Below are 19,522 nucleotides of genomic sequence, written 5' to 3' on the forward strand. Positions count from 1 at the left end.
TGTATAGCAGTTTGCTCTATTTCGGCTTATCCAGTATTAGAAAAAGTAAGGGTGACGTTATATTCGAACTTTCAACATCACCCTTAATAGTATTAATTGCTTATTGGCTTAAGTTACTATGCTGCACTATCAGTCTTATTATTATCTTCGTGTTCATTAAGTCTCTCAGTAACAGCTTTTGTTAGCTTATCATTCTTAGTTTCAGGGTCATCATTCAAGACACTATAAAGTGCTTTCAAGTTATCTAGTGACCATTCAGATATATTCCATCCAGTTCCGTCTAGAGGTTGCCTTAGTAACCATTCTTTTTCGTCTTGGTGCTCTTTATTAATCGCGTCATCTAGCAACGCTATAGCTTCCATTTCTAATCCACTATCATTGATAGTAGGGATGCTAATTAGCTCACCAAAGTATCGGATGATTCGATATCTATTATCAAGAGACGTATTAGTCTTAAAGAAAGCAGATATCAAACTTATTCGTATACCATTTCGCTGATTTTCATCTATTAGATGAGTCAAAACTTTTACTAGTTCTAAATTGTAATTGTGATGGTTTTCATACAGCTCTTTCAGAGCTTGTTGAAGAGGTTTTTGATACTCCAAAATACACTTTTTACTATGGAGGTAATAAGCTATTTCTTTGAAGACTAGATGATCAACTTTGATTCTTTCCAACCATTCCTCTTTAGTAATACTTGGGTTATCAAAATATTCAGTAAGTACAGAAAGGAAGCCCATTGATTCACACTGGATAATATCTTTCACCACCGTTAGGTTCCAATCTAAAGGCTCTTTATCTCTAGTAGACCAACTTTCCATCCAATTAAAAATTTCTTTTGGTGTTAAATTTGCGCAGTTATCTTTTAAATAAATATAATCATTAGCTAGTAGAGCGCTGATATTTATTCTATGAATACGATGATTCTTAATAAGCTCCTCTAGGTGAGGTAGTAAATAGCTACCTACCGTGCTGTTCTTACACCAGGTTAAAACTTTTTCAAACGTACAGAAACTTAGATAGTTTGTTAGGTATTGAGAAAAATCAGGTTGTTCATTTAGTTTATTTGATAACCATCCAGCAACCTGATGAGAATGGTTTTGACCATGGTGATTCCTAACAGTTAAATTTTCTGTCGGATTATGTTCATTGACTAAAGATGCAGCACATAAAGCAGTGTAAGCATTTAATGTATCATCATCTAAAGAGTCTAAGCCTCTATGACTCTCAAGTCCGTTAACCAGTTGTTGAGAACAAGCCTTGTTCTGAGATTCGTTCCACTGACTGGTAAAAGGCAGCATTGTAGTAAGAACATCCACTTCAGCCGAGTTTATGTTAATATCGGCTAAAAGTTCTTCATCGCTCAATTTAGAAAGTTCACCAATACGCATTTTCTCAAGTAACGCTGGAAAGATGGTGTTTTTACTCTCTAGTATTTTCTGACGTTTGGATGCGGCAATTACGAGGTCACTTGTAGCCAATGATTGTAAAAGATTGAGTACATCCCATTGTTCAATTTTCTCCTTGATAGGGAAAAGAGCGTTAACTATAAAAGAATGGTTTGGCTTGTTTATAAAATGAGGAGTTTTACCTGTAACTAAAGAGAATGAGTAGCATTGTTTAATAGCTTGTTCAAGGTCTTCCCACTTATATTGAGCTGTCTCTATGTCTGAAGCCGAATTTAACGATTTCATCACCTTCCAAATTTCGTTAATGGAATTTGTAATTTTCTTTTGGTGTTCCTTTATTATTTTGTAGTCTATGTTGACGTTATTGTCCTTTAGGTTTCGGTAGCTATCTATTAAATCTTCATCAAAATCGTAGTCTTCAATTGTTGAGTACTTAATCTCGTGATTAATATCATTTAGGTATTTTTCAGCAACCTCTAAGCCATTATCCACCTGAACTAAATAGTCTGTAATTTTTACCAAATCACTTGTATTTGTAATTGCTAATTGTTGTCTGAATAGCACATCAAACCCGAGCAGCGAACTAAGCTCCACCAACATATCAGCGTCGTAAGTTTTTAATGCTGTCCTAATTGGTTCAGCGATCAACTCACTTTGTGCAATCGTAAATGATGTTTGAAAGTGCAGTGCCGCTACTTGCTTAGCCCACTCATCTTTGCTTCCACCGTATTTAAGCAGTAGCTTGTGAGTAGCTTTAAGCTTTCGCTCAATATCAGATGGAATTGCATCGATATCTTTGCCACTTTTAGGCTCACTTAGAAATTGATTTACCGATAATTTGTAGTCCTTTACTATCATAAGATAAGCAGCGCATGAAACACCACTCAGTAGCTCATTAGATTCAGGGCAACTATCTATCTTAGCTCCTATACGGTTAACTATACTTTTTAAATATCGAGGAGTGATTTTTTGCACCCAGATTTCGATTAGGTCTTTAACGCCTTCTTGTCCTGTTATATCGGGAAGAGTCTCATTCCAATACGCCTCAAACTGGTTTCGCCAACCAGTAGTAACAACTGGAGGAGCCGAGAAAGGAACAGGAATACGCTTACTTATAAATTCCTTACCAGATTGACTTTCATCAACAGCACTCTTCTCAAGAGCCTTTGCTAAATGTTCTTCGGAATATGGAAGTAAAATACGAAATCTCTCGCTGCATAGTGACGTTAAAATTTCTATATCACTCCATAGTTCTCGAGCTATATCGGGTGATACGCGGTCAATATTGTCAACGACCAACAGCAACGTTTTTTCTTTAGGTATGAGATTTGAAAACGTCTCAAAAGCCTCTTTAAGCTCAATAGCTCCTACTTCTCTATTTACATCAATAGTCTCACTGATAGTATCAGTGCTATTCCTTTTAACCAGATCACCTAAACGAGTTTTACACCCGACGGCTCTTAAGACAATATATACTAATAAAGGCGATACGAATAAAGCGATAGACAGCCAGCCAGCCACTCAGCTTATCTAAGTTAGGTAAACCGTCAGCAAGTTCAGCCAAGAACTTAAGTGAAGGCTTTACCTGTAGAGCAGACACACCTAACGAAAAAGCAAATATAATTGCCGAAAAAGATATATGACTGGTAGTGTCTTTCGTATACTCAAGACGTTTACCAAGAGCGGTATCAACAGCGCTTCCAAGCTTATCAAGCTTATATTTCTCTTTTGTTCCTATTAGAGCCTTAAGCTCGGTTTCAATGTTCTGTATAAGAGCTGGCTTGAGTGTACTGTGATATTGGTCAGCATCAAATGTAACTACATGGTAGCCTTTCTCCACAATCTCCTGTTGCAATATACTTATAACAGTACTTTTTCCTGACCCCAAATTGCCTTCAATACCGATAATGTGCTGACTACTATCAGATAACAGAACACTGGCAATCGCTTGAGCTACTTGCTTGTGTCCTTGCCCTTCAAATAAGTCTGCATCAACGGGCTTCTCATTCTGGTACTTTCTGGTGTTAATCATTAATACATAAATTCCTTCATCATACTGAGGTATTCGATATTCATATCATACGTGTCAAAAATTCTGCTACTTTAAAAAGTTCTATCAGATTTGGATTGTAATAATGCGTAGTACTTCATATTACAAACGATTGTTAATTTGATTCCATCACCTGAATTGAATAATTTCATCATGCGGTAGCAGGGAAACATTATTTTATATTGATACCGCCTAATGTCCGAAAAGTCAGGCAATAATACTGTTTATTTATATGGGATTTAATGACACCAGTAACACTTTTTTGCTTGGTAAAAGTCATTTGAATAAAAAGCTATCAAATTGGATAAACCATAAGTAGAAATGTGGCAATTATGAGTTAGAGATGTAAATTAGCACCATCGAGTAAGCACCTCGCCTCCTCTCCTATAATCACGTATGATTAATTCCTCTCTTTCATCAATGGAATGAACTATGTTACTCGAAGGTATTGAAACCTTATTAGTGTTAGCGGAAGAAGGCACCATGAGCCGTACGGGTAGCCGTTTGTATATCAGCCAATCCGCAGTGAGCAAACGGATTGCCAAGTTAGAGGCGACATTAGGAACTAAGCTGATCATTCCTGCGGGGCGATTAATTAAGCTAACCCCTGACGCCCATGCGCTGATTAACAATGTAGGGCCAAGTTTTAATGAAATTCGAGGGCTGATTTTTGAACATCAGAATTTAGACGATCAAAGCATTATTACAATTGATTGCTCTGAAACCTTAGTCGCGGGTTATTTATCACAAGCGATGGGGCAATATTTTCAGCACGATAAATACATTTCCATTACCACTCACCATACCCCTGTGATTGTCGAAAACGTGCAATCTGGTAAGGCTTCAATTGGCTTTTGTGCGGGACATCTACCTGCAAACTATAGTTTTATTGCCGAGCATTTAATCGATGAGCCTTTTAAGGTGGTATTTAACCAACCCTTAACGGCATTACCGAAAGCGTTAGTGGTGAATGATTTAAAAAACCCAGCCAATTATTCTCAAGCAGCAATATTGCAAAAAGTCGGGATTGCACCATTAATGGAGATGGATTCTTACACTGCCGCAGCACAGTTAGCCTTGGCAGGTATGGCGCCAGCACTTGTGCCCCTGTCGATTGTTAACACACTACAGATTGAAGATAGGTTCTGTTTTGATTTTGAAGCGTTATCTGGCTTAACCCGCCCTATTAATCTGATTTATCGTCAAAATAGTTACAAGCTACCTAGGGTCAAAAAACTGGTTAAGACTATCACTGATGTTGTGATCCCAAAAACAATATAACTGATCGCTATCTCGCGAGTAAAAACGCTATTTATTCGCGCTTAACTGCCCTAGCGTGACTTTGTTTTTACCCGTTTTTTTAGATGCATATAGCGCTTCATCAATACACTTCATCACACTGGTTATTGTAAAATCTGGGGAGGTGAATTCACATAACCCGACAGACGATGTCACTGAAAAGTGAGTATCACCAGAGGTAATACGATGCTGTGACAAGGTGTGAAGAATCCGCGTACAAATTTCTTGGCCATGATGACTGTCGGTATTTTCCATTAACAACACAAACTCTTCACCGCCCCAACGCGCAATGATATCGGTGGAACGTAAGTTCGATAAACAAATGTTGGCAAACGCAACCAGTACATCATCACCAACATCATGCCCATAAGTATCATTAACCTGTTTAAAGTTATCGATATCGAATATCGCAATACTGTAGGTTTGGTTGTTGGTTAATGTTGCAATAGCGTCTAGTTTTTCATTTAACAAGCGCCTATTGGGTAGATGTGTTAACTCATCGGTATATGACGCTTTTTGCAGCATCATATTCATATCAAGGATAGAGTTCTGGCTCCGTTTCAGGTACATCTCGCGCTTATAGACATAAATGCAGATCAAGCAAGAGAGAAAGTAAAGCAAGCACCTTAAATAGAGACTGTTGTCTTGGTAGTTTTTTTGTTGGTTTTGAATAACGAACAACCACTCACCATTCGGCACTTTAACGGTAAAAGAGCTATCGGTTTTTTTGCAACTCTTTTCTATGTTATTAAAAATAGTTAATCGATGGCCATCTGGGTTAAAGCCAAGGATTTTATAATAGCTATTATTTAGCGCGAGTTTTTCTCGAAATGTATCAAGGTAACTGATCGCATTTACAAACCCTGTAAACTCTTTTTTTTCATTAAATAAGGGTAAGCGTAGAATAAACGCCAGTTTGCCGTTTTGAATAAGCTTAACGGGACCAATTAGGCTCACACTTCGGTTTTCAATGGAAAGTAATACGCCTTTTTTGCGCTCTTTAATATGGTTAAGATCGTGCCCTATCGCGGTATTTTTTGTCTGGTTAGGATAAATGTCGGTAATAATCCCTAAAGGCGCATATTGAAGTTCTGAAATAACATCGTTATCAGCCATTACTTTTTTAGCTATTACATCAAATCCTTTCGTATTTTTACTATTTTGAATATTTAATGAATAACTTAATGCTTTAAGACTAACAACCATACTATTAATTTGTTCATTAATTTTGGTTGTAATGGTCTGACTGATATTTGCAGTATCTTTGTTGATTAATAAATCATGTTTCTTTTTGTTATTAAAAAAGAACAACTCGATAACAATTAACAGTAATAATAAAGAAAATAATATAGCAAAGCTAGAATGCGTTATTCTCACTTTAAATTTGTTATCCATAATGAATCGCTGCCAGCATTAGAGTTGAAATATCAATCGCTTAATCGCACAAATATACTTCATTTCGAATGAAATTAATATCTTATGTGCAAAAAACAAAACAATTTCTTACAACGCTAGGATTTATTTAGAATCTTAAAGAGTAAAATATTTAATTATTATGATTTAGCCTTTTTTTATTTGTTATTCCTATCATTTTTCTTATCTCTTCTTTTATGTAGCACATATGCCACGCTAAATATATGTATAGTATGGCATGCATTTTATTTACTAATTTTAGAAACCAATAAATTGAAACCATTGTGGGTGTTGATCCCAAAGCAACTTAATCGCCATAATCATCGACATGATAATAACCATTGGACGAATAAACTTTTGTCCTTTATTAATCACAATGTGCGCTCCTAATCGCGCACCAATAAAACCACCAGCTGCCATAATTAAACCCAGTTTCCAAAGAGGTAGCCCCGCGATAATAAAAAAGATAAGCGCAGCGATATTAGAAGTGAAGTTTAATATTTTGGTTCTTGCAGTTGCCTCAACTAAGCCAAACTTGGCAATCGCAACGAAACAAATGGTAAATAAAGAGCCGGTTCCTGGGCCAAAAAAACCATCATAAAAACCTATGGATGTACCCACAGCAAAAGCAAACATCGCTTCTGATAGTTTTGGATCGCCCTGCGGTTTACCGATATTAGGGCTAAAAAGAAAATACAGTGATACAAATATTAATAAAAGAGGAATAAGACTGGTTAATGTACCTGCATCAATATGTTGAACCAACAACGCGCCAATCGCTGAGCCTGTAAAGGTACAGGCTATAGCTAGGCGCATGTCTTTAAGTTTCACTAATCCATTACGGACAAAATACAGTGAGGCTGAAAAGCTACCAAATGAGCTTTGTAATTTATTGGTAGCAAGTACTTGTGCTGGCGGAATACCCACCGACAATAAGGCAGGAACGGTTAATAACCCACCGCCACCAGCAATAGCATCAATAAAGCCGGCTAATCCTGCGACAAAAAACAGTAGTACGAAGATCTCTAACGTTAATTCCATTGCAACTCACATTGTAAGTTATTCTTTAATATCGTGATATTAACGTTATGAATAAAAATACAATAGAGAAAAACAAGACGACAACCTATTCCAACTTGGAATAGGTTGCCGATATAGAAAATGATTGCTCAATGATTACTTTCTGTTACGGCACATTTCGGCGGGGAAGGAAAGCTGTACCATGATGTAACGTTTGAAGGTTTCTTCATAAGGTTGGTCGTCTAACGCTTTTTGCATACACAATAGCCAAGCGTCTTTTTCTGCTAAACCAATATCTAAATGACGGTGTGCGCCCGGTATATTGATCGAACCATACATTTCTGCGTAACGAGATGGCCCCCCCATCCAACCGACTAAAAATGTGGTGAGTTTCGCTTTAGATTCCGTTAAATCAGGGTGATGCATAGCACGTACTGTAGCAGCAACGGGCAAGGTATCCATATAGTGATAAAAGGCATCCACTAATTGTTTTACACCTTGCTCACCTCCCGCAGCTTGTAAGGTGCTGTCTCCCACCCCATATACGGGTGCTTTGGCTTTCTTTACGCCTGAAAACTCATCTTGCTCTGGGTATTCTGAACTATCCAATCTCGACTCACTGTCTTTTACTGCTTTTGTTTATTTTATTATATCTAAAAAAAATAAAGAGCCCTGTTACTGGCTCTTTATTGTTTGCTTGATGTCACAGCAATGGTTGATTTACTGCTGCTGTTATTAAGCCTTAAGTCACATAAATAGGCCCACTGAATGACGTTACAGGTGGCACTTCGCCAGTGAATTTTTCAATATCAACAACAACGGTATTGGCACTGGTTGCTTGCGCTAACTGTGAGGTTGGAATATCAATGGTAACGGTATTAGGATCGCCATAAGTATCAATCGCACCAATGTCGTTATTCAACGGCCCAAACCATGCCCCTTCGTAAATTCTTATTACGCCTGTTGGGTAATCTTCCGATAATACCGCCCCTGCTAATAATTGGCCGCGATCATTAAAGACTCGAACAATATCACCGTCTTTAATGCCTTTTTTCTTAGCATCATCGGGATTAATATAAACGGGCTCATGATCTTTTACTGCATAGGTATTACGGTATTTTTCCGAATCACACATTTGTGAGTGTAAACGTTTATTGGGATGGCAAGATTGCAGCCAGAATGGAAATTGCTTCGATTTCGGCCCACCATGTGAACGCTCTTCTTTTTCAAACCACATTGGGTGGCCTTGGCAATGTTCATAGTTATAGCGCGCTATTTTTCGACTATAAATTTCAATGAACCCTGACGGTGTACCCAGTGAATTGATTTCAGGATCTTTTCTGAACGCTTCGTGGCTTACGTAGGTTTGGTCGGTTTTAAATTCGACGATGCCATTTTTCCAAAATTCGTTAAATTCTGGCATTGGGTTACTATTTTTGTTTGCCTCACGACAATCATTATACAGCTGATGTATCCACTGCATTTCTGTCATGCCGCGAGTATATTGCTTACTTTTCCCAAATCGTTCGGTAAGTTCGGTGAAGATCTGAAAATCTGTTTTTGATTGGTATAAGGGATCAATCAATTTATGCATCGCCAATACACCAGAGGTAGAATACGTGCCGTATTGGTCGAGATCATTACGTTCAAACTGCGTACATGCCGGTAATACGATATCAGAGAAACGACACGTTGGCGTCCATGTGTAATCAATATTGACGACGGTTTGTAGCTTTCTAAACGCTTCTTTCATTCGGTTACGTTGTTGATGGTGATTCCATGGATTACAGCCACTAAACACCATCATTTTAATATCGGGTAATACGACGTTACCGCCGTTAAATTTGATCTTTTTCCCCGGTTCCATAATCGAATCAATCCAACGAGCAACAGGAATAACTGAACTATAACCTTTGAAATCATTGTTATTCCAAACTGGCACTTGCCCTTCATCGACATTTCGTGGAAAACCACCTGGCCCTGCTGCGGTACTAAATGGCAGCCCAACACCACTATAGAAATGAGAATAAGACACCCCACCACCGGGTAAGCCTATTTGCCCAAGCATGGATGCCAACACGGCTCCCATCCAATACGGCTGTTCACCATGTTGCTGGCGCTGTACTGCCCAGCCAAACATTATCATGGTGCGATCTTTCACTAATCGACGAGCAAATTTACGAATGTCGTCGGCTTTAACACCACAAATTTTTTCTGCCCATTCTGGGGTTTTCTCGATTTTATCTTTGCCAGTACCAAGTAAGTACGGCAAAAATTCGTTAAACCCTAAGGTATACGTTTCTAAAAATTGTTTATCGTAAAGGTTCTCTTTGTATAAGGTATGGGCAATACCTAACATGAAAGGAACATCGGTTTGGGGGTTCACGTATTGGTGTTCACAACCGAAATATTTTTGGCTTTTCGACACCACAGGATCGACGGATATCATGGTGATCTCGCCCTTCGCGACTTTGTCTTTTAATTGGGCGTAATAACCATAAGAGCCGTGCGTTTCACACTGCCAACCAATCTGGCTATTTTTGATCGGATCGTTAGACCACCAAATTAAGGTTTTGGTATCTTTTAAAATGGTTGTCCATGTGGTGGCTTGGGCATAAACCTCGGTTGAACCTAACACGTAAGGCAAAATAACTTGTCCTGCCCCTGTGGAATAGTCCCCCACTTTTTTAATAAAGTTGCCATGCATCCCCACCGCACGTTGCATGTGTGAGGTACAGCTTTGGAACTGTCCGGTTTCACGCCAGCCTGTTTGCCCCGCATGCAGTGCCCAAGGACCATAATCTTTTTGGATACGTTGTAATTCTTGGTAGAAGAGATCTAACGCTTCATCCCACGTTACTCGAATAAAGCGATTGTTACCTCGTGTTTCACCACTGTATTTGTTTTTCTTAAGCCAGTCTAACCGCACCATGGGATAACGAATTCTTGAAGGACTATAAATTAACCCTTTAATCCCGTTTAGCATATCAGTTGGATGCTTATCTAATTCAAAGGGTTTAATTTCTGCAACTTGACCGTTATAAATACGCGCTCTGAATGCTCCCCAGTGTGAACCTGTCACTTTCCAAATACCGGGCGGCTCTGTTGATTTTGTGACTTCTTCAGCAGCTTTAGCCGCTTGCATCAGCAATCCAGGACCAATAACAGAAGCGGCACTCGTAGTTGCTAAGCCTTGCAAAAATTTACGTCTACTCAGTGACATAAAAAAATTCCTCACGATTAAAACGTAAAAAGGCTGCTGAACATAATGTATGTTTAGCAACCTTTAGTTTGATTAATGTTCAGCTTTAGAAAAGTCTGACGAATGGTTTTGTAAATATTTCAAAACAATAGCTTCGCTATCTGTATCAAAATTCACAAATGCAAGCATACCGTTAAACATGCCAGGCCAAGTATTTGCGTCAAAATGGTTTTCTGCTGGCTGGGTATGACATACGCTACAGTTGGTGTTGTAGGCCGATTTTGCGGCACTCCAAATAGTACTGACATCACTAACAAAGTTCTTTTTCTCAACCCATAATGTTGCGGTTACTTGTTGCCATTCTAGGCCTGTGACGTCATCTTCTTTTTTCTCGAAACCTTTTACAATATCCGCACTTTGCGCAGCATTTTTACTTAAGGCGGCTGTCGGTATATTCATTCCGAAATCTTGATTAATCACCCGACCAAAACCTTTTACTTTTCGCCAACCGTTCAGTTCAATTTGCAGCATGTCGTCTTTAATGGCCAACACTTTCACTGCCGATGCAGGCTCTAAAGAACCCCCGTCTTTCGTTTTGGCTTCATCTTCATAAAGAGGCAAAAATTGCACGCTGTAGTAGGTATCACCGTCTGAGTAATCGGTACTATGTGATGCCGCAGTCAATTCAGAGACAATCCCACCAGACGAGGCCATATCCGCTGGTAAGTGATGGGCTATACCTTTGTGGCAGTCTATACAACTTTGATCTTTAACCGCAGCTTGTTTCATTTGTGCCTGCGCCCGAGGTGACATTTCATCCCATTTCATGCTGGCATAACTGTGGCAACTCTTACATTCTAGCGAACCGTTCGCTGCAAACCGTTTCCATTCGTGTTGGGCTAATTCCAGCCTTTTTGCCTCAAACTTTGCAGGTGTATCAATGGAGCCAACAATGGCGCCAAAGACTTCTTTACTCGCCTGCATTTTTCGAGCGATTTTATCCGACCAATTATGCGGAACATGGCAATCAGGACAGGTTGCCCTAACCCCTGAATTATTCGACCAATGAACGGTGCCTTTTAATTCAGGATATACGGTGTCTCTCATCGAATGACAACTGATACAAAATTTTTCTGTGTTGGTCATATCAAGGGCAGTATTAAATCCCCCCCAAAATATAACCCCCGCGATAAAACCACCTAATGCGAGTACGCCAAGGCTTATTTTTGTTGCTGGGCGCCACAGGGTTACCCAAGCTTTTTTTAAGGACGACTTCATTATTTACCTACCGTTTTTTATTCAATATTGACGTGTGCCTAACCATGACCCGGAGGCCCGAGGAAAAACACTTGCATCGCCCAAATAAAAAAACCATACCCGCCCACAAAAATGACAGATAAAATAGGAAACAGTAAAACAATGATAAAGAGAAATGTTCGCCATTCATAACGGCCTCTCTCTTTATCATCCATTTCTTCACTTAACATTATTGCTCTCTCACTTATTAGTAAGCCTTATTATTCTTAATAGGCTTTTCCAGTGCTTAAAGTGAATTATAGACAATGCTTTTACATTTAATTTTCAAGCTTGTTAAAAAGCCAATTCGATCACATTTTTTTCTTATCTTTTACAACCTTATTTTTTATCTAACCTTTTGTTTTAGATATAAAAAAAGGCCAGCACTTCTGCTGACCTTTTTTGCGATATTTAACGAAAAGTTAGTCTATCGTGTCGATATCTAAGACTGTTTGGATTGGTTTTTCATGTTTTGGTGTATTACCAAAGCCACGTAAACCTACCACGTGTACGTGTTCACGATCTTTGAAAATCTTACGTACCAGTTTGTAGGTTGTCCCCTTTTCAGGACTGATATTTTCCGGTGCCGCAATCAGTAACTGCATGTCTAAGCGTTCACATAACTCAAACAATGTTGCGATTGATTTACCATCAAGTCGTGCCGCTTCATCCAAGAACAAGAGTCGACAAGGAATGATATCTTTACCACGTAAACGTCGCGATTCTTCTTCCCAGCTCTGAACAACCATTAACAGAATTGCCTGACCTGTACCAATCGCTTCACCCGTAGATAGCGCGCCTGATTCCGCTTGTAGCCAGCCGTCTGTACCACGGTTAACTTCAATGCTTAACTCTAGGTAGTTACGGTAATCTAACAGCTCTTCACCCAAGATTTGCGGTGAACGTTGACCCATATCGATATGTGGATTCAAACGTTGGAACAACTTCGCAATCGCTTCCGAGAATGATAAACGGTTATTACCGAATAGATCGCTATGTTGATCTTTATTCTCAACAAGTCCTGCAAGTAGCGATTCGTGCGTATCACGTACTTTAACGTTTAGACGCACACCATTTACCTGACCAAAACCAATACTTTGCAAGCCTTGGTTTAGCATACGAATACGGTTTTGCTCACGCTGGATTGTTTTACGAATAATATTCGCAACGGAATCTGAACTGATCGCTAAACGTTGTTCACGCGCCGTTAGCTCTTCGGTTAAACGTCCCAGCTCTGCTTCCATTTCTTCGATAGCTTCTACTGGATCGTCAGTACGAATAATATCGTGACGAATACGCTCACGTAGATGCTGGTAAACCGCGATGTAGAACAGAACTTTACGTTCAGGACGCGTCACATCTTCTGACGCGCGTAATGCATCACGTAAATCTTCGTTATCCGCAACCGCAAGACGCAGTGAACCGAGCGCTTTATCCGATAGTGAACGTAGTTCATCTGCCGACATATATGCCATTTCACGACGGTGTAAACGACGTTCAACATCGCTTTCACGTGCTAAACGTAATACCGCGCACCAACCCGCTTTCGCGTTAACCACTAACTTACGGAAGTCTTGGTAATCTTTACCCACTTTACGTAAACGCTTCACTAACGACTTCATTTCAAGTTCGATAGAGGTGGTTGATTTTTCTAACTGGCTACGGCGACTACGTGAACTGTGTAAACGCTCATTGAGTTCATCACGACGAATACGCGCGCGTTCTTCAGCTTCAACATCTGCACGTACACCTAGCTCTTGCAGTTCACGTTCAAATTCTTGAACGGTTTCCATTTTCGCTTGGTGCGAGCTCTTCAGTGACGCCATTAACTGGTTGTACTGGTTTGCTTGTGCGCGCGCTTGTTTTAAGCTTTCACGGCTGCGACCACGGGCTTGTTCTGCGGTTGCAAGTTTCGCTTTAAGCTGCTCGTTTAACTCTGAGCTCTTGCTTAGTAGCTCTACCGCATCGGCATAGCTAAAGTAGTGACGGCGTTCGGCCAAATCAGCGACCGCAAAGATCAGGGTTTTCAGCTCTTGTAGCTTCTTATCTGCCGCTTCGTAATCAGCTTGTAGCGCATCGAATTGCTCGGGATCAGCGTCCAGCGAAGACACTAATGTTTCAAGCTCGGCTAACGCTTTACCATGACGGTCAAGGTAGTTACGTGCTTCATCCATTTGTGAAAGTTGTTGTTCAACTTCTTCAAAACGTGCGCTTAGGGTGTCATCTTCAAGCAGTGTTACTACTGGGTTTAATTTACCCAATAATGCAAGACCTTCACGTGCTGCCGCTAACTGGCTACGCTGTTGTTGTTCTTGCGCTTGTGATTCTGATAACTGACGTGCAATTTGGTTACGTTGATCACGTGCTTGCTTTAATTCTACTTCTGGATCTGGATTAAATGCCACAGACATGTGGGTGGCTACAAAGCTATTGAAGCTTTGGTACAAACGCTGAAGTTTTTGCGAATCAAACGATGCTTTTGCGTGATCTTCTACAACTTGATCTTTCTCATCACGTAAGAACTCTAAACGTTGTTCACGTGCTGCACGACCAAATAGTGGCATTTCAGGGAAACGTGAGTAACGCAGTTGGCGATCGTTTAAATGAACACATACTGCATCTTCGAGTTCATCAACATCAAAGCCACTGTCATCAAATGAATCCGCGTCACCTTCGATGATGTAAAGATCATCTGGACAATCATCTAGTGTGACTAATTTTTCTTTAATGCCGCTAAGATCAGGAACAATAATCGCGTGTCGAGCAGGGCCGTACATCGCACTGAAATATGGCGCATCATCAATAGTGATATCATCATAAACTTCAGATAACAGCGTACCGCCAAGGGTATCGGCTAGGCCACGTAAACGTGAGTCATCACTACCGCCAGGCTGTGCTAAACGCTCAATATCAGCGTCAAGTTGCTTCTTACGTGCGGCTAATTCATCACGTTGACGCGAAGCTTCACGCTCGTTATCCAACGTTAGCTGCATTGCATCCATCACCGCTTGGCTACTTGAAAGATCAGCATTGGCTTGCTCTGCTAATTTTTCAAGCGCATCAGAAGCTGCAATCCATGTTGGTGCTTGCGATTCTAATACGGTAATACGAGAGACTAAACGTTGCTCGTCATGGCGCATGTCGTTGCGTTGCTCAACCAGCGTTGCTTGATCTTGCTCTAGGCTTTCAAGCGTTGCTTCATGGCGCGCTTGTTCTTCAACTAACGCTAATTCGCTATCTAATGTGGTGGCGAATTTCTTGGTATACGTTTCAGCTAATTCAACCGCTTGGCGTTGACTACGCACGCTACGCTCTAAATCACGGTATTGCGCTTTTAGCTGCTCACCACGATCTGAAATCGCACGTAATTGACGACCATGATCAATCAATTCACGGGCTTTGTTACTTGCATTTGCGCGATCAACGGCACCGGCAATGGTGGTAATGATCGCTAAGCCTTTATCAAACTGTTGCGCCGCCGCTGACGACATATCCAGTTTATGTTTAAGGGCTAATAATGCTGTTGTTTGGGTATCTTGCTGTTGTTTAAGTTGCGCAAGATACGGTGGCGCTTGATCAGGTAGCATTTGATGATCGCCAGACAAATCACGTGCTTTTTCTAATGCCTGTACCGCTTGTTGGTACTGCAATGCACGGGTTTGCTGCATATCTAATGCTTGCTGGTAATCGGCTAACTGGGTTTTTAAGCTATCAACTTCTTCTTCCGTTAGCTGTGATTGTTCTTCGGCAATCGCAAGTTGCTCTGCCGCTTCTTCAACCACCATGACCTGCTCTTCAAGACGCTCTGTTAGCTCTTCAAGATCTTCTTTGTAACGCTCGATTTTCTCAGCTTGACGGACTGCGGTTTGTACTAGCTGTAGGTGATCTGATGCAGCTTGATGATCTTGCTCTAACGCGCCTTCTTGCTCGGTCAATTCATTCAGCTCTGCGGTCATGTTATTAAACGTAGACTGCTGATCGATTAAGGTTTGACGTGAGCCCATTAGCTCACCACGTAAGCTTAATGTTTGCTCTAGCTTCTTCTGACGCTCGTTAGCATGACGCATATAATCGGCAGCAACATAGTTCGTTGCTTCAGAGATCAAATGCTTAAACAAGTCACGGTCACGCTGAGTCAGTTTGATCGCTTCTAATGTCGAACGGTTTTCACGCAGTGCCGCTTCCATATCTTGGAAGGCTTTTTTAACACCGGTGTTGTGCGGTAATAGGTAATCACGTAATGAACGTGTGATCGCACTTGAAATACCACCGTATAGCGATGCTTCAATTAAGCGGTAGAACTTAGAACGATCTTGGCTGTTACGTAATTTCTTCGGTAACACGCCCATTTCAAACATTTGAACGTGGTAATCAGTTACCGAGTTAAATGCTTTAAATTGCACGCCTTCATATTGTGCAACAATGTCTTTAACATCATTAAGCTGGCGAACACGCGCTTGGTTTTCTGATAGCGTTTCAATTAACACATCAGTGGGTTTGATGTTTGAAGGCAAGCCTTGAATTAAGAAAGGCTTAATATCGACTTTCTTATCACGACCCGCGACTTGCTGTAATTTTACAGCAAAGATAATGCGTTGCTTTTTCGAGTTAACCACATCAAGCGCTGCATAACAGGCCCCCGGCTTCAGTTTACCGTGAAGACCTTTATCGCGTGAGGCATTTGAACTTCCCGCTTCCGTTGTATTTCGGAAGTGAAGCAGGCTTTGATCAGGAATGAGTGTGGTAATGAAAGCAGCCATGGTTGTTGACTTACCCGCACCGTTACCACCTGAAAGCGTTGTCACCAAATTATCAATGTCAAAGGTACGAGCAAAGAAGCCGTTCCAGTTGACCATGGTGAGCGATTGATACTTACCGCGTTCCATTAAATACTACTCTCCTGTTCCACTTGTTGTGCATCTGCATTTTCAAGTGATTCTTGACTGTCTTGTTCGATATCGTCGAGCAAACTTGATTGGCTTGGTTCTTGATGATGCACAACGGCTTCACCGTCACGGATCAAGCGTAGCTGCGCTTCACGCATATCATCACCTGTTCGTACATCGGCACCAAAACGGAATACCGCTTCACTAATACGGAATTTACCGTGATCACCAATTGGAATTAACATCCCTATACGGCGTAAACGACGCAATGATGTTTTCACTTTATCGAACAGTTTTTCACGATCAAGATCGGAACCTGTTGCGCGGTTAGTCACTAATTTCATTAGCTTTTGTTCATCTGCTAATGTCACTAACTCATCAAACAACTCTTGGTTAGTAAAAATACCTTCGTGCGCTAAACGCTCTGGGCTTAGGTAAAGGAAACACAACACTTTACCCACCAGCATGTCGATTTCTGATAATACAGAACGACCAATCAATGAGGTTGAACGTGGACGAAGGTATAAAAAGCCTTCTGGCGCACGGACTAATTCTGCATTGTAACGCTTGTAAAACATGCCGAGCTCTTGTTCAAATTCGATCAAAAAGGCATGGTTATCTAAATCTTCACTAGAAATATGGCGACCTGAACGGAGCGCGTTATCCAGTGCGGGGAAAAGTGGATTAGCAATCGCTTTTGCTAAATTTTCCGGCATGAATTCTTCAATATTTGTCAATGACATGAGCTTGTACCTTGGCTCCGTATTCGTTAATTGCTTCCCAATCAGGCTGAATTGCATTGAAGTCAGCCTCTGAGTATCCCATTCTTACTGCTTGATCAATCACGATTCTTGCCAAATCAAAATGCTGGGCAAATGGATGTTGAGCCAAATAATCTTTGAGCAGTGAGCTTAGGTTGATGGGTGCGCCTGTCGATTTGTGCGCTTTTAGCATTGCTGCAACTTTTTCTGCCAATATATCATTAACTAAGTCGAGCTCTTCAAATTCCATCTCAGCGGGAACAATACCTGTTACTTCATCGTCACGAAGCACTAATGCTTCATCACGCATGTCTAATAAACGTTCAGCATCTGCATAGGTCAATAACCATGGCGCATCAAAATAATCAGTAACCGACTGGCGTAAACGCTGACTAAATGCACGGTTCTTGTCCATGTCTATCGCGGTACGAATAAACTTATGGACATGGCGATCGTAGCCAATCCATAAATCAATCGCTTGCTGACCCCAACTGATAATGCGATCCAGTTTTGCTTGAAGGATATACACCATCCCATCAACATAATCTAAATCATCACGACCTTGTGTGGATTCTTGAATCGTCAGTAACTGCGTTTGTAGCTGATCGCCTGCCGCTTGTAGTGTGTCTTGAAGCTCTTTTAACGTCGCAGACGTTTCATCAAGTAACTGCTCACAACTACTGATTGCCGCGCGCCAGTCTTGGTTTAGCAATTCAGCAATATCGACTTTGACTTGCTGCTGTTGCTCATCCATGGTGCGCTGGTTTAAATCGATGCGATCGAATATTTCAGCTACTGAGTATTTCAATACGGCATGAACATTTTGACGCCAGTGTTTTTCATCACCGTCTTCTTGTGCCGCCGTTGCTGCTTTATTGATTTCGTCTGCCACCATTGCTAACTGGATAGATAGCTTGAGTGTTGAAAACTCTCGTTGGCGAACGTAATAATCAGTAATGCCTAACGCTAATGGGCTTAAACGATAAATACTAGCGCCATCAGTTACTTCACTAGTAAAGCGTGAAATTAATCGCTGTCTTACCAATTCATTAATGGCGTTGTTGGCGCGAAATGCCAGGGTTTCTTTGGATTGGCCGAACATATCACTTACGATGCGAAATGCGTCAACCAGTTCTCCTTCCCCTAATTCTTCATCAAAGCGATCACCGCTTAAAACGGCAATGGCTAACAAGAACGCCAGCCGTTCCGTTGGTAGGTTTAAAGCAAAATCGTTTTGCTTTACCCAGTTAACCAACTCGGGAACCGTCTGGGTAACTTCACTCATCCCTTGTCCTTATTGCTGTTATTAGAGTTTGTCGTTGTTGTGTGCGTTTCTTTCGCAAAAGGCTTACGGGCATACACATGAATATAACGCCCCAACGACAAAAACGGCTCTTGACGGCAAAGCTTCTGCTCCATCTCAAGAACCTGTTCAAAACTGTAGTCACCTACACGGAAAGTTTGCATATAATCATGGAAGGTTCTCACCCCTGTTTTACCCATGATTTCAAACCCTGCATCGGTTAGGCACTGATAAACATCTTCTGGTTTTATCCCTTGCTGCGGCTGTAATTTAAAGCGCTTGCGATGTGGCATTCCTTGCTCAATATGAGTCAAGTTACCGCAAATTAAGTTTTTAAACAGTAGACCGTTATAGTTATAAAACATCACGGAAATGGCACCGCCTGGTTTCACATTGTCTAATAGACCAGTAAGTACCTCGATTGGTTCAGCTAACCATTCCATTACTGCATGAAATAAAATTAAATCGACAGGTTCAGATATGAACTCATCAATTTCCTGCACAGGACAATGCACAAAACGATATTGCTCAAGCAAACCGTTTTTAGCAATTTCTTGTTGAGCTAATGTCAACATTTCGCTAGAAAGATCACATAACGTTACTTGATGTCCAAGTGATGCAATTTTTTGTGACAATTGTCCAATACCTCCCCCTGCATCTAATACAGTAAGAGGTGATACACTGCTAAGCGAGGTAAGAATTTGTTCAATATCTTGCCATACGACAGTTTGTCGTATTTGCCCTTTTGCTGTGCCATATATGTTTTCAGCGAACTTTTGCGCTAAATCATCAAAATTTCGGTCTTTGATCACGGCTGCTTTACGTTATGATAGCGAATCTAAAAAGTGACTCATTTTCTCACAAGCAGTAAAGGAATAAAGGC

General features: G+C 40.8%; 13 protein-coding genes. 1 reads left to right on the forward strand and 12 read right to left on the reverse strand.

Annotation, left to right across the window (positions count from 1 at the left end; genetic code table 11):
- Window positions 1-116: 116 nt before the first annotated feature.
- Window positions 117-2,930: a P-loop NTPase fold protein gene (locus C9J41_RS00275; RefSeq protein ID WP_107294078.1), complete on the reverse strand. Its 2,814-nt coding sequence runs from the start codon at window positions 2,928-2,930 to the stop codon at window positions 117-119.
- Window positions 2,854-3,441 (reverse strand): P-loop NTPase fold protein, encoded by a 588-nt coding sequence (locus C9J41_RS00280; protein WP_107294079.1) that lies wholly within the window; start codon window positions 3,439-3,441, stop codon window positions 2,854-2,856. The genes C9J41_RS00275 and C9J41_RS00280 overlap by 77 nt, the downstream gene beginning before the upstream one ends.
- A 450-nt stretch (window positions 3,442-3,891) precedes the next feature.
- Here C9J41_RS00280 and C9J41_RS00285 point away from each other — a divergent pair, with 450 nt between their 5' ends.
- The gene (locus tag C9J41_RS00285) at window positions 3,892-4,740 is read left to right on the forward strand and encodes a LysR family transcriptional regulator (RefSeq protein WP_107205770.1); all 849 of its coding nucleotides are present in this window, start codon (window positions 3,892-3,894) and stop codon (window positions 4,738-4,740) included.
- A gap of 27 nt (window positions 4,741-4,767) precedes the next feature.
- On the opposite strand, the gene C9J41_RS00290 is transcribed toward C9J41_RS00285, so the two are convergent.
- The 10 genes from C9J41_RS00290 to cmoM all read right to left on the reverse strand — a co-directional run bounded on the left by C9J41_RS00290 (window position 4,768) and on the right by cmoM (window position 19,451).
- Window positions 4,768-6,153 (reverse strand): sensor domain-containing diguanylate cyclase, encoded by a 1,386-nt coding sequence (locus tag C9J41_RS00290; RefSeq protein WP_107294080.1) that lies wholly within the window; start codon window positions 6,151-6,153, stop codon window positions 4,768-4,770.
- A 276-nt stretch (window positions 6,154-6,429) separates the two neighbouring features.
- The gene (locus tag C9J41_RS00295) at window positions 6,430-7,212 is read right to left on the reverse strand and encodes a TSUP family transporter (RefSeq protein WP_107205768.1); all 783 of its coding nucleotides are present in this window, start codon (window positions 7,210-7,212) and stop codon (window positions 6,430-6,432) included.
- A 135-nt stretch (window positions 7,213-7,347) separates the two neighbouring features.
- Window positions 7,348-7,800, reverse strand: a complete 453-nt coding sequence (locus tag C9J41_RS00300; RefSeq protein WP_107205767.1) for a group II truncated hemoglobin — start codon at window positions 7,798-7,800, stop codon at window positions 7,348-7,350.
- A gap of 133 nt (window positions 7,801-7,933) precedes the next feature.
- Complete coding sequence (gene torA / locus C9J41_RS00305) at window positions 7,934-10,414, reverse strand: trimethylamine-N-oxide reductase TorA (RefSeq protein ID WP_107205766.1); 2,481 nt, start codon at window positions 10,412-10,414, stop codon at window positions 7,934-7,936.
- A gap of 72 nt (window positions 10,415-10,486) precedes the next feature.
- Window positions 10,487-11,671: a pentaheme c-type cytochrome TorC gene (gene torC, locus C9J41_RS00310; RefSeq protein WP_107205765.1), complete on the reverse strand. Its 1,185-nt coding sequence runs from the start codon at window positions 11,669-11,671 to the stop codon at window positions 10,487-10,489.
- A gap of 38 nt (window positions 11,672-11,709) precedes the next feature.
- Entirely contained in the window at window positions 11,710-11,880 is a 171-nt protein-coding gene (locus C9J41_RS00315; protein WP_107205764.1) for a periplasmic nitrate reductase, NapE protein, read from the reverse strand.
- 231 nt (window positions 11,881-12,111) lie between these two features.
- Window positions 12,112-16,575 carry a chromosome partition protein MukB gene (mukB, locus tag C9J41_RS00320; protein ID WP_107294081.1) on the reverse strand — a complete coding sequence of 1,488 codons (4,464 nt, stop codon included), beginning with the start codon at window positions 16,573-16,575 and terminating at the stop codon, window positions 12,112-12,114.
- Window positions 16,575-17,318, reverse strand: coding sequence for a chromosome partition protein MukE (gene mukE, locus C9J41_RS00325; RefSeq protein WP_005367158.1), 744 nt, complete (start codon window positions 17,316-17,318; stop codon window positions 16,575-16,577). The genes mukB and mukE overlap by 1 nt, the downstream gene beginning before the upstream one ends.
- Window positions 17,299-18,621, reverse strand: a complete 1,323-nt coding sequence (gene mukF, locus C9J41_RS00330; protein WP_107245429.1) for a chromosome partition protein MukF — start codon at window positions 18,619-18,621, stop codon at window positions 17,299-17,301. The genes mukE and mukF overlap by 20 nt, the downstream gene beginning before the upstream one ends.
- Window positions 18,618-19,451 carry a tRNA uridine 5-oxyacetic acid(34) methyltransferase CmoM gene (gene cmoM / locus C9J41_RS00335; RefSeq protein ID WP_107205761.1) on the reverse strand — a complete coding sequence of 278 codons (834 nt, stop codon included), beginning with the start codon at window positions 19,449-19,451 and terminating at the stop codon, window positions 18,618-18,620. The genes mukF and cmoM overlap by 4 nt, the downstream gene beginning before the upstream one ends.
- Window positions 19,452-19,522 lie beyond the last annotated feature (71 nt).

Origin of the sequence: Photobacterium sp. GB-50, assembly GCF_003026755.1 — a bacterium.
GTDB lineage: Bacteria > Pseudomonadota > Gammaproteobacteria > Enterobacterales > Vibrionaceae > Photobacterium.